General features: G+C 71.4%; 9 protein-coding genes. 5 read left to right on the top strand and 4 right to left on the bottom strand.

Annotated elements, in window-relative coordinates; translation table 11 throughout:
- Positions 1-127: 127 nt before the first annotated feature.
- Genes HAV40_RS30945 through HAV40_RS30935 form a run of 3 tightly spaced genes read right to left on the bottom strand, consistent with a single transcriptional unit; the run spans position 128 to position 4,796 of the window.
- Complete coding sequence (locus HAV40_RS30945) at positions 128-622, bottom strand: type II toxin-antitoxin system PemK/MazF family toxin (RefSeq protein WP_166387515.1); 495 nt, start codon at positions 620-622, stop codon at positions 128-130.
- Positions 623-632: 10 nt separating this feature from the next.
- On the bottom strand, positions 633-3,605 hold the full coding sequence (locus tag HAV40_RS30940) for an EAL domain-containing protein (protein ID WP_166387513.1): 2,973 nt from the start codon (positions 3,603-3,605) through the stop codon (positions 633-635).
- Between the two features lie 45 nt (positions 3,606-3,650).
- The gene (locus tag HAV40_RS30935; RefSeq protein ID WP_166387511.1) at positions 3,651-4,796 is read right to left on the bottom strand and encodes a class I SAM-dependent methyltransferase; all 1,146 of its coding nucleotides are present in this window, start codon (positions 4,794-4,796) and stop codon (positions 3,651-3,653) included.
- 147 nt (positions 4,797-4,943) lie between these two features.
- On the opposite strand from HAV40_RS30935, the gene thrS reads away from it, so the two are divergent.
- The 4 genes from thrS to HAV40_RS30915 all read left to right on the top strand — a co-directional run bounded on the left by thrS (position 4,944) and on the right by HAV40_RS30915 (position 9,270).
- Positions 4,944-6,968 carry a threonine--tRNA ligase gene (gene thrS / locus HAV40_RS30930; protein WP_166387509.1) on the top strand — a complete coding sequence of 675 codons (2,025 nt, stop codon included), beginning with the start codon at positions 4,944-4,946 and terminating at the stop codon, positions 6,966-6,968.
- Positions 6,969-7,035: 67 nt separating this feature from the next.
- Positions 7,036-7,533 carry an HIT family protein gene (locus HAV40_RS30925; protein WP_166387507.1) on the top strand — a complete coding sequence of 166 codons (498 nt, stop codon included), beginning with the start codon at positions 7,036-7,038 and terminating at the stop codon, positions 7,531-7,533.
- A 67-nt stretch (positions 7,534-7,600) separates the two neighbouring features.
- Positions 7,601-8,308, top strand: coding sequence for a VOC family protein (locus tag HAV40_RS30920; RefSeq protein ID WP_166387505.1), 708 nt, complete (start codon positions 7,601-7,603; stop codon positions 8,306-8,308).
- 173 nt (positions 8,309-8,481) lie between these two features.
- Positions 8,482-9,270 carry a polysaccharide deacetylase family protein gene (locus HAV40_RS30915; RefSeq protein ID WP_239086860.1) on the top strand — a complete coding sequence of 263 codons (789 nt, stop codon included), beginning with the start codon at positions 8,482-8,484 and terminating at the stop codon, positions 9,268-9,270.
- Between the two features lie 146 nt (positions 9,271-9,416).
- On the opposite strand, the gene HAV40_RS30910 is transcribed toward HAV40_RS30915, so the two are convergent.
- Positions 9,417-11,579 carry an elongation factor G-like protein EF-G2 gene (locus HAV40_RS30910; protein WP_166387503.1) on the bottom strand — a complete coding sequence of 721 codons (2,163 nt, stop codon included), beginning with the start codon at positions 11,577-11,579 and terminating at the stop codon, positions 9,417-9,419.
- A gap of 137 nt (positions 11,580-11,716) precedes the next feature.
- On the opposite strand from HAV40_RS30910, the gene pgsA reads away from it, so the two are divergent.
- A complete protein-coding gene (gene pgsA, locus HAV40_RS30905; protein ID WP_166387501.1) occupies positions 11,717-12,337 on the top strand; it encodes a phosphatidylinositol phosphate synthase in 621 nt (206 codons plus the stop codon).
- The last annotated feature ends 21 nt before the right edge of the window (positions 12,338-12,358 follow it).

Genomic DNA, 12,358 nt, shown 5'->3' with positions numbered 1-12,358 from the left:
GCCCGGCCCCTTCCCGGCATAGACGCTGGCCTATTACATCGAAAAAAAGCAGATCAAACTCGACGTAATAGGCCAGCGTCTATGTAAATCGGGGTCGCGGCGCGTCACCCGCGAGCGCCCAGGGCGGTCAGGCGTTGTGGAGGGCTTTGACCTTGCGCCAGGTGGGGGTGTCCAGGGCGCCGGCGCGGTTGGAGAAGGCGGCCGGGGTGATCGTGATCGGGTCGCTGAGGTCCAGGTAGCTGTTGTGGTCAGCGTCGGCGTCCCAGGACTTCGTGGCGATCTCGATGTGGTCGCTGCGGTGGCTCTGGTCCTGACTGGTGATCTTCAGGATCTCGTACGCCCCGCCCTTGGCGCGCAGCACCACGCACGGGCGCACCTTCGAACCCGGCCCGTCCTCGAACGGCACGTCGGCCCACCAGATCTCGCCGGGCTGCGGCCCGCCCGCGGGCGCGGGGGTCTTCTTCTGGGCGGTGGGCCGGCCGGGCGGGCGCTTGCCGGTGGGGCGCTTGCCCGCCGGGCGCGTGCCGCCAGGACCGGAGGCGGGGCGCGACGACTGCCGCCAGCGCCACCACAGGGCGAGGCTCAGCGCGGCGACCGAGAACAGGGTCAGGAACAGCCACATGATCGGAAGTCTAGGCGGGCTCGCCGAGCAGCGTGCAGGCCACGTCGGCGGGCACCGGCCGGGAGAACAGGAAGCCCTGGCCGTACCCGCAGCCCATGCGGATCAGGAAGTCGCGCTGCCGGGGGGTCTCGATGCCCTCGGCGATCAGGTCCAGCGACAGGTTGCGTCCCATCAGGACGATGGTCCGCACCAGCTCGCCGCTGCGCCGGTCGGTGTCGATCTGCCAGACGAACGACCGGTCGATCTTCAGTGCGTCGATCGGCAGCCGGTGCAGCGCCTCCAATGAGGAGTATCCGGTGCCGAAGTCGTCGATGTGCAGCTGGCAGCCGAGGTCGTGCAGGGTGTGCAGGATGTCGCGGGCGGGGGCGACGTTCTCCATCACCACGCCCTCGGTGATCTCCACGGCGAGGCTGCCGGCCGGGGGACGGTGCCGGTCGAGCGCGCCGGTGATGTCGTCGATGACGTTGCCGCTCCAGAACTGCCGGTTGGACACGTTGACCGCGACGGACAGGCCGGGCGTGGCGACTCCGGCGGCGTACCAGGCGGCGAGTTGGCGGCAGCACTCGTCGACGACCCAGCTGCCGATCGGGATGATCAGGCCGGTCTCCTCGGCGACCGGCAGGAACGCGCCCGGTGACAGCAGCCCGCGCAGCGGGTGCCGCCAGCGGATCAGGGCCTCGAAGCCCTTGGTGCGCCCGGAGCGCAGCGCCACGATCGGCTGGTAGTGCACCTCGAACTCGCCGCTGTCGAGCGCCTGGCGCAGTTCGGTCTCGATCTGCAGCCGGGTCACCGCTTTGGCGTGCATCGCCACGTCGAACACGGCGTGGCGGCCCTTGTGCCGGGACTTGGCCGAGTACATCGCGATGTCGGCGTCGCGGAGCAGGTCCTCGGCGTTGCTGTAGCGCCGGCTGCTCATCGTGATGCCGATGCTGGCGGTGACCACCACGTCCTGTCCGTGCAGCTGGAACGGCTGCGCGAGCACCCCGTGCAGGCGCTCGGCGACCTGGGCGGGGGTGTGCGGGGCGGTGATGTCGTCGAGCAGCACCAGGAACTCGTCACCGCCGAAGCGGGCGACGGTGTCGGACTCGCGCAGCGTCGACTTGATGCGCTTGGCGACCTGCTTGAGCAGCCGGTCCCCGGCGGAGTGGCCGAGGCTGTCGTTGACCACCTTGAACCCGTCGAGGTCGAGGAACAGCACCCCGAACGGCCGCCCGCCGCGCCGCCGCGACTGCCGGATCGCCTGGCGCAGCCGGTCGAGGAACAGCGACCGGTTGGGCAGGCCGGTGAGCTCGTCGTACAGGGCCGCGATGCGCAGCTGCTCCTTCTGCCGCAGCGACTCCTTGAGCAGCGCCTGCCGGTCCAGCGCCACCGCCAGCAGGGCGGCCCACTGGTTGAACGGCTCCCGGCCGGTCGAGCCGCCGGTGGAGACCGTGTCCACCACGGCGAGGAAACCCCAGTCGCTGGCCCCGCCCTTGACCGGCACGACGAAGACGATGAGGTCGGCGGCCGGGTCGGCCAGCTCCCGGATCCACGGCGGCGGGAACGCGCTGACCGGTACGGACGGCTCTGCCTCCGGCGCCTCGCCGGGCAGGAACCGGCCGCTGATCTCCAGGGTGGCGTCGGCCAGCGACGGGGGCAGGCCGCCGGCCCAGAGCCCCACGCAGCCGCCCCGGACCCAGGTGCGGCGCATCCACTCCAGCCGGGCCGGTTCCCGGTGCCCGCGCAGCAGTTCCATGCCGACCTCGTACTGCGCGCTCAGCGTCTCGCGCAGCAGGGAGCTGTCCCGGAACAGGGTCCGGCCGCGCATCTCCATGAGGATCAGCAGCACCCCGTTGGCCGGCTGGCCGTAGTCGCGGATCAACTGCGCGATCTCGTACAGCGCCTCGGGCCGCCCGCCGGACAGCCGCAGCAGCAGTTCCAGGGCCAGCCGGACCTCCCGGCAGCCGGGCCGCGCCCCGTCGGCGGCATCGTCCTGCACGGCGCGGGCCACCGTCTGAGCGGCGTGCACGAGGTCGGCGGCGTCGGCCGCCGACAGCGCGCCGTGCACCGGCGAGACGGTGGTGGCGATGAGGTCGGCCAGATGGCGGTGCGGCGCGGGCGGGTCGGTGTCGGCGTGCAAGGCCACGTCGCCGCTGCACCCGCAGGACTCGCGCACGATGAGCGAGGTGGGCACGAGGATGCGCGGCGGTGGCGGTGCGGCGGCGCCGCCGATGAGGTCGAGCAGCGCCGTCACGGCAGCCCGGCCGACCATCTCGGTGGGCTGGCGCACCGTGGTCAGCCGGGGGATCAGGTACGCGCTGGAGCGCAGGTCGTCGAAGCCGATCACGGCCTGGTCCGCGGGCAGCCGCAATCCGGCGGCGGCCAGCGTGTGCATGATGCCGGTGGCGTTGTCGTCCGTCCCGGCGATGACCGCGGTCGAGGGCATTCCGGCGGCGAGCATGCGCGCCGCGGCGTGCTCGCCGCCGTCGACCTGGTTGGTCGGTGCGGCGAACAGCAGCCCCGGGTCGGGCTCGATGCCGTGCACGGCGAGCGCGTCGCGGTACGCCTCGTACCGCTGCCTGATGTCGTCGGTCTCCAGCCGCCCGGCGAAGGCGATCCGGCGGTGCCCGTGCGCGACCAGGTGGTCCACGGCCTCGGTGACGCCGGTCCGGTTGTCCGGCATGACCACCGGGTAGTCCAGGTCGTGCAGTTCGTGGCTGACGGACACGAACGGCCGCCCGGTCTCGGCGAACAGGTGCAGGTACCGGTGGGTCACCGCCTGCAGCACCACCACGAACCCGGACACGTGCTGCCACGCGACCGGGTACGTCAGCTCGGGCGGCTCGGTGACCTCGATGTGCTCGGTGCCCGCGTCGAGGGTCTGGATCGCGATGGTCCCCGCGCCCGCCTCCGCCGCGGCGCGCGCGATCCCCGCCAGCACGCCGCCGTAGTACCAGCCCCCGAGGAACGGCGACAGGACCCCGAGCGTGAGGTCTGGTGACACCTCCAGACGGTACCGCGCAGAGCGGGCCTGACCGGGCCGAACCGGTCAGGGTCGCCGCAGCACCCAGCGGTACGCCTGCACCAGGCCGGTGTCGAAGCTGGCCGCCGAACCCCACAGGAACAGCCGGAACCGGCGGTAGAGCGGGTCGCCCCAGCGCCGGACCACGTCCTCGCGGGCCGCGTCGAGCCGCCGCGCCCACTCCGCGCAGGTCAGGTGGTAGTTGTGCCGGTCGTCGTCGACGCTGATCAGCTCGAACGGCGAGCGCGCGACCTGGCGCAGGTAGGCGTGCAGCACCAGCGGCGAGGACTTGCCCGGATAGATGTAGCGGCTCATGAACGTCGACACGCGGTGCTTGGCCCGCATCGCCAGCGCGTCCAGGTAGACATGGCCGCCCGGTTTGACCAGTTCGGCGTACTTGCGCAGGGTGGCGGCGTAGTTGGGCAGGTGCTCGGTGACGCCCATGTTGACGATCGCGTCGTATCGGCGCGGCGCCTCGTAACGCAGCAGGTGGCGACGCACCACGGTGGCGGGCAGCTGCTCGCGGGCGAACAGGTCGGACAGGTAGCGCTCGGACTCCTCCGCCAGCGTCAGCGTGGTCACGTGCACCCCGCGCCGCGCGGCGAACTCGGCGAACGCGCCCCAGCCGCCGCCGACCTCCAGGATGTGGTCGCCGGGGGAGACCTTGAGCGCGTCGAGCGCCAGCTCCATCTTGCGGGTCATCGCGTCTTCCAGCGGCTCGTCGTCGCGGGCGAACACGCCCTGGGTGTAGCAGCGGTGCCGGGAGTCCATGAAGGTCAGGAAGAACTCGGACTCGTTGTCGTAGTGCGACGAGATCGCCCGGCGGTCGTGCTCGGCCCCGCCCATCCGCAGCGCCGGGGCGAACCGGGCCAGCCACGCGATCGGATGCCGGTCGTGGAACATGCCGCGCACCTTCAGCGCGGCCATCAGGTCGCCCTCGATGTCGAGCCAGCCCCGCAGATAGGACACGCCGATCTGGAACTGGTCGAGCCCGGCCAGGGCCTTCGCGCCGCGCGGGTCGCTGATCACGATGGTGAAGGCCGGGTCGCCGACGCCCAGGACGCGGGGCGGCGCGCCGTCGCCGTTGCGGACCGCGAACGGCACCGCCGCGCGTTGCGCGAAGTAGGTCTGATACCGACGATCGAGGGTTCTAGCCAGGTCAACGCTCGCCATGGCGTCAATCTAACGCCGTCGAAGCCTCCGTGAAAGGAGCTTGCGGATGAACCGCAGGCGGACGGAACCGGTAACCGGCATGATCGGCACGCCCGATAGCATGGCCGGAGCCGGACAAACCGCTGCAGGAGCCTTGAGGAGATCACCGTGAGCGTTTCGATCAGCCCGCCGCAGGCCGACCCCGTCGTCGTCCGGGCCGGGACGACGGGCGCGGAGGCGATCGCCGAGGCAGGCCTGCCGGTGCACGGCCCCAAGGCGATCGTGGTGGTCCGCGACCCCGAGGGCCGCCTGCGCGACCTGGACTGGTCGCCCGCCGTCGACACCGCGGTCGAGCCGGTCAGCATCGACAGCAAGGACGGCCTCGACGTGCTGCGCCACTCCACGGCGCACGTGCTCGCCCAGGCGGTCCAGGACATCTTCCCCGAGGCCAAGCTCGGCATCGGCCCGCCGATCGACAACGGCTTCTACTACGACTTCTCGGTGCCCAAGCCGTTCCACCCGGACGACCTGGACAAGATCGAGAAGCGGATGCAGGAGATCGTCAAGTCGGGTCAGCGCTTCCAGCGCCGCCGCTTCGAGACCCTGGACGAGGCCAAGGCCGAGCTGAAGGATGAGCCGTTCAAGCTCGAACTGGTCGACATCAAGGGCGACGCGGGCGACGACGTCATGGAGGTCGGCGGCGGCGAGCTGACGATCTACGACAACCTCGACGCCAAGACGGGCGAGCGCTGCTGGGGCGACCTGTGCCGCGGCCCGCACCTGCCGTCGACCCGCCTGATCGGCGCGTTCAAGCTGATGCGCTCCGCGGCGGCATACTGGCGCGGCTCGGAGAAGAACCCCCAGCTCCAGCGGGTGTACGGCACCGCGTGGCCGACCCGCGACCAGCTCAAGGACTACCTGAAGCTGCTGGAGGAGGCGGCCCGCCGCGACCACCGCAAGCTGGGCAGCGACCTCGACCTGTTCAGCTTCCCCGACGAGATCGGCTCGGGCCTGGCGGTCTTCCACCCCAAGGGCGGTGTGATCAAGCGCGAGATGGAGGACTACGTCCGCGCCCGCCACATCGAGGAGGGCTTCCAGTACGTCGGCACGCCGCACATCACCAAGGAAGGCCTCTTCCACACCTCGGGCCACCTGCCCTACTACAAGGACACCATGTTCCCGCCGATGGACATGGAGGGCAGCGACTACTACCTCAAGGCCATGAACTGCCCGATGCACAACCTGATCTACAAGGCGCGCGGGCGTTCGTACCGCGAGCTGCCGATCCGGTTGTTCGAGTTCGGCTCGGTGTACCGGTTCGAGAAGTCGGGCGTGATCCACGGCCTGACCCGGGTGCGCGGCTTCACCCAGGACGACTCGCACTCCTACGTCACCAAGGAGCAGGCGGCGTCGGAGATCAAGCACCTGCTCGACTTCGTGCTCGGCCTGCTCTCCGACTTCGGCATCACCGACTTCTACCTGGAGCTGTCGACGCGCGACGACAGCAAGCCGGAGAAGTTCGTCGGCTCGGAGCAGGACTGGGTGACCGCGACCGCGGTGCTGGAGCAGTGCGCCCTGGAGACCGGGCTGACCCTGGTGCCGGACCCGGGCGGCGCGGCCTTCTACGGCCCGAAGATCTCCGTGCAGGCCAAGGACGCCATCGGCCGCACCTGGCAGATGTCGACCATCCAGTACGACTTCAACCAGCCCAAGGGCTTCGAGCTGGAGTACCAGGCGGCCGACGGCACCCGGCAGCAGCCCGTCATGATCCACTGCGCCAAGTTCGGCTCGATCGAGCGGTTCATCGGCGTGCTCACCGAGCACTACGCGGGCGCGTTCCCGGCGTGGCTGGCCCCGATCCAGGTGGTCGGCATCCCGATCCGCTCCGACGACGAGGCGGGCCACACGGCCTACCTGTACGACTTCGTGGCCAAGCTGCGCAAGGCGGGCATCCGGGCCGAGGTCGACAGCTCCGACGAGCGCATGCAGAAGAAGATCCGTACCGCGCAGCAGCAGAAGATCCCGTTCATGGCGATCGTCGGTGACCAGGACCTGGCCGACGGCACGGTGTCCTTCCGCTACCGCGACGGCTCGCAGCGCAACGGCGTCAGCCTCGACGAGGCCGTCGCCCACGTGACCGAGATCGTGCGCTCGCGCGTCAACACCGGCCCGTCCGCCGCCGAGGCGGCGTGAGCGTGCGTACGAACGGAACCGGGTCCGTGCTCGCCACGGACCCGGCCCGGACCGTGGGGGCGCGGGCATGAGCACGCCCGACCCGGACGGCCTCGAACGGCTCTGGACACCCTGGCGCATGGCGTACGTCAGCGGTCCCCAGTCCACCGAGTGCCCGTTCTGTGTCGCGCCGGTCACCGACCCCGACGGGCTCGTCGTCGCGCGCGGTGAGTCCGTGTACGCGGTGCTCAACCGGTTCCCGTACAACCCGGGGCACCTGCTGATCTGCCCCTACCGGCACATCGACGACTACCCGGAGCTCGACGCCGCCGAGACCGCCGAGCTGGCCGCGTTCACCAAGACGGCGATGCGGGTGGTCCGCCAGGTCTCCAACGCGCACGGGTTCAACATCGGCCTCAACCAGGGCCACGCGGCGGGCGCGGGCATCGCCGCGCACCTGCACCAGCACGTCGTGCCCCGGTGGGGCGGAGACAACAACTTCCTGCCCGTGGTCGCCCGTACCAAGGCCCTCCCGCAGCTGCTCACCGACACCCGCGACCTGCTCCGCGAGGCCTGGCCGTCCTGATGCCGCGTGGCGGCGCGCCGGCGCGGGTATCCCGGTGCTGTCAGACCCCTGCGGAAGGATGGTTGCCATGATTGGCACCCTGCGTACCGTCGTGCTCGACGCACCCGACATCAAGAGCCTGGCCGCCTTCTACACCGAGCTGGCCGGGCTGCACGAGCACTACGCCGACGACGAATGGATCACGCTCAAGGCCGCCGACGGCACCCGTCTCGGCTTCCAGTCCGCGCCCGACCTCGTGCCGCCGCGCTGGCCCGACCCGGCATACCCGCAGCAGATGCATCTGGACCTGCGCGTGCCCGACCTGGCCGCGGCGATCGAGCACGCCGTCAAGCTCGGCGCGACCCGCCTGCCGCGTGGCGACGAGAACTACGCCGTGCTGGCCGACCCGGCCGGTCACCCGTTCTGCCTCTGCCTGGGTGAGGTCGACAGCACCACCTTCGCCGACGTCGCGATCGACTGCGCGTCGGCCGGGCCGCTCGCCCGCTTCTACAGCGAACTGCTCGGGCTGCCGGTCACCTGGGAGGGGGAGGGCGGCGCGATGATCTCCACCGAGGGCCGCCTGCCGGTGATCTTCCAGGAGATCGCCGACTACCGGGCCCCGCAGTGGCCTGACCCGGCCCACCCGCAGCAGTACCACCTCGACGTCGAGGTCGCCGACGTCGACGCGGCCGAGGCGCAGGTGCTCGCCCTCGGCGGGACCCGGCTGGCCGGTGGCGGCGACAACTGGCGGGTGTACGCCGACCCGGTCGGCCACCCGTTCTGCCTGGTCTGGTGACCCGTGCGGGCCCGTGCGCACGAAGCGCGCGGGCCCGTCCACCGTCACGCATTGTGACGTGATCGCGCAAAGGGAACCAGGAAGGGGCCCTCGCACGTCACCATCGGCGTAGACGGCCCGTCTGCCACCGCCCGGCCCCTCGGCGCGGTGGAGGCGGGGGACGGGGGTCCATCATGGTTTCTCGGCGCGACATGGTGCGCATGCTGGCCGCGGGCGGGGTCGGTGCGGCCGCCGCCGTAGCCGTGCCGAAGGTGCGCGCACTGTTCGGCCCGGACCGGCTGCCGATCGACGGCGGATACGCCCCCGCGGGCAACGAGCTGGGCTGGCACAAAGGCGCGGTACGCGTGCTGTGGCATGTCACCACCGACCGGCGGCAGATCGCGCTGACCTTCGACGACGGGCCCGAGCCGGAGTGGACGCCGCGCGTGCTCGACGCCCTGGACGAACTCGGCGCCAAGGCCACGTTCTTCGTCGTCGGCGAGCGGCTGGTGCGCAACGCCACCCTGGTCAAGGGCCGCTACGCCCGCCACGAGGTCGGCAACCACACGTGGGCGCACAAGGACCTGGCCCAGCGCGACGAGAAGGCCGTACGCGACCAGCTGCGCCGCTGCCACGACGCGATCGGCGAACACGTCGGCCGCGCGCCGACGCTGCTGCGCCCGCCGTGGGGCCACCTCGCGGGCACCACGCTGACCGTCGCCGAGGAGTTCGGCTACGACGTGGTCATGTGGTCGCAGCGGATGCGCGAGAACCTGTTCGTGGACCACCCCGAGGGCATCGTGGCCGACACCGCCGAGCAGGCCCGCCCCGGCGCGATCGTGCTGGCCCACGACACCGGCCCCGACGACCGCCTGGTCTGCATCGCCAACCTCAAGGGCATCGTCACCGAGCTCCGCACCCGCGGCTACGAACTCGTGACCGTCTCCGAACTCCTCGCCGCCGGCCACCCCGCCGCCACCTGACCCGCTTGCCATAGACGTTGGCCTATCTGGATGAGTTCGATCATCGAAAAGTCATCCAGATAGGCCAACGTCTATGCGGTTGGGTGGGCGGCGGCGCGGGCTGGCGCGAAATGCGGTGCCGTGGTGGGGTGCCGGCGTAGGCCCGGTCAGCGGGTTGGGGTGTGGTCTTTGCGGGCCTGGTCGGCGAGGTGGCTGGGCATGGGCTCGTAGCGGGCGAACTCGCGGGTGAAGGTGCCCGCGCCGGCGGTCATCGAGCGCAGGTCGACCAGGTAGCGCAGCAGTTCGACGGCGGGCACCTCGGCGCGGACCTGGGTACGGTCGGCGCCGCCCGGGTCGGATGCGGAGCCGAGCACCCGGCCCCGGCGGCCGGACAGGTCGCTCATCACCGCGCCGACGGCCGTGTCCGGCACCGTGACGACCACCTCGTCGACCGGCTCCAGCAGCGTGATCTGCGCCTTCTCGGCGGCGTCCTTCAGAGCCATGCTGCCGGCGGTCTGGAACGCCGCGTCGGAGGAGTCGACGCTGTGCGCCTTGCCGTCGACCAGGGTCACCCGGAAGTCGACCACGGGATAACCGGCGACGATGCCCTTCTCGGCCTGCGCGCGTACCCCCTTCTCGACGCTGGGGATGTAGTTGTGCGGGATGGCCCCGCCCACGATCTTGTCGACGAACTCGATGCCGGTGCCGCGCGGCAGCGGTTCGAGCTGGATCGCGCAGACGGCGTACTGGCCGTGCCCGCCGGACTGCTTGACGTGGCGGCCCTGCCCGGCGGCCGGGGCGGCGAACGCCTCGCGCAGCGCGACCTTCGCGGGCTCGGTGGACAGGTCGACGCCGCCCGCGCGCAGCCGGTCCAGGACCACGTCGGCGTGTGCCTCGCCCATGCACCACAGCACGAGCTGGTGGGTCTCCGGGTTGCGCTCCAGGCGCAGCGTCGGGTCGCCCGCGACCAGCTTGGCCAGGTTCTTGGCGAGCGCGTCCTCGTCGGAGCGGGTCTTGGGCACCACGGCGACCGGCAGCAGCGGCTCGGGCATCGACCACGGGGCCACCAGCAGCGGCTTGTCCTTGCCGGAGATGGTGTCGCCGGTCTCGGCGGCGGTGGACTTGGTGACCGCGCAGATGTCACCGGCCACGCACTTGCCGACCTCGCGCAGGTTCGCGCCCAGCGGGGAGTAGACGTGCAGCACGCGCTCGTCGGCGTCGTGGTCGGGGTGGCCGCGCTCGGCCAGGCCGTGGCCGCTGACGTGTACGGGGGTGTCCGGGCGCAGCGTGCCGGAGAAGACGCGGACCAGGCTGACCCGGCCCACGTACGGGTCGATGGTCGTCTTGACCACCTCGGCCACCAGCGGGCCGTCCGGGTCGCAGTCGAGGGCGTCGCGGGGCGAGCCGTCGACGCTGGTGACGGCGGGCAGCGGGTGCTCCAGCGGGGTCGGGAAGGCCCGGGTCAGCAGCTCCAGCAGCGCGTCCAGGCCGACGCCGGTCTCGGCGCACACCGGCACCACCGGGTGGAAGTGGCCGCGGGCGACGGCCTTCTCCAGGTCGTCGATGAGCACCTGGGGGTCGATGACCTCACCGGCGAGGTACCGGTCCATCAGGGTCTCGTCCTCGCTCTCGGCGATGATGCCCTCGATCAGCTCGCCGCGGGACTCCTCGATCGCGGGCAGGTGCTCGGCGTCGGGCTGGCGCACCTGGGGCGGGTAGCCGTTCGAGTAGTCGTACACCTGCTGCGAGATCAGGCCGATCAGGCCCTCCACGGACTGGCCGTCGTCGCCGTGCATGGGCAGGTACAGCGGCTGCACCTCCTCGCCGAAGACCCGCTGGCACAGCGCGACGGCCTCGTCGAAGTCGGCCCGCGGGTGGTCCAGCCGGGTGATCGCCACGGCGCGCGGCATGCCGACCGCGGCGCACTCGTCCCAGAGGGTGGCCGTCGCGGCGTCCATGCCGTCCCAGGCGCTGACCACGAACAGGGCCGCGTCGGCGGCGCGCAGGCCCGCGCGCAGCTCGCCCACGAAGTCGGCGTAGCCGGGGGTGTCCAGCAGGTTGACCTTGACGCCCTGGTGGGTGAGCGGCGCGCAGGCCAGCGCGACGGAGCGCTGCTGCTTGACGGCGGCCGGGTCGTGGTCGGTGACCGTGGTGCCCTCGGCGACCGTACCCGCGCGGCTGATCGTCGAGGTCGCGGCGAGCAGCGCCTCGACCAGCGTCGTCTTACCGCTGCCGGCGTGCCCGACCACCACCACGTTGCGCACGTCCGACGGCTGCTCGGCGACCTGCGCCGGAGCCTGTGAGACCTTCTCCCTGTCGCCGCGCGCCATCTGTCCGCCTCCTGTTGCCGTGTCGGTTACTGCATTGTTTCCGATCCCACACCCATCGGGCGTACGGATACCACCCAGGCGTCAGCGTGTCGCCGCCGTCGGGCGTGCCAATCCACACCGCTATCGTTAGCGCCATCATGGCGAAGATCCTCAGCGTGGTGGGCAAGGCCGGCACGGCCCGCCTGCTCGATCCCCTCAGCCGGGCCCTGTTGCGCGCGGGCGTCAGCCCGAACGCGGTGACCATAGTCGGCACCCTGGGCGTGCTCGTCGGCGCCTTCGGTTTCGCGGCACGCGGGCACTGGATCGCCGCCGTGGTGATCATCTTGGTGTGCGGCCTCACGGACATCATGGACGGCTCCATGGCCCGCGCCCGCGGCACGGCCAGCCGGTACGGCGCGCTGCTGGACTCGACCATGGACCGGATCGCCGACGGCGCGATCTTCGCCGCCATCGCCTGGTGGTACGCGGGCACCGGCGACCGGGCCTCGCTAGCCGCAGCGCTGATCTGCCTGGTCACCGGACAGGTCGTGTCCTACGTCAAGGCGCGGGCCGAGGGCCTGGGCATGTCCTGCCACGTCGGCCTGGTCGAGCGCGCCGAGCGCCTGATCATCGTCGGCGTCGGCGCGCTGCTGGCCGGCTTCGGCCTGTCCTGGGGCCTGCCCGCCTCGCTGTGGCTGCTGGCGGCCGGTTCGGTGTTCACCATCTGGCAGCGCATGTGGCACGTACACAAGAACGAGTCGGCCCAGGAGCCGGTGTGAGCGAGCGTGGCGAGCTGACCA

Origin of the sequence: Catellatospora methionotrophica (genome assembly GCF_011297335.1) — a bacterium.
Taxonomy (GTDB): domain Bacteria; phylum Actinomycetota; class Actinomycetes; order Mycobacteriales; family Micromonosporaceae; genus Catellatospora; species Catellatospora methionotrophica.
Note: the sequence above shows the minus strand (reverse complement) of the source record. Positions and strands in the feature narration are given on the sequence as shown.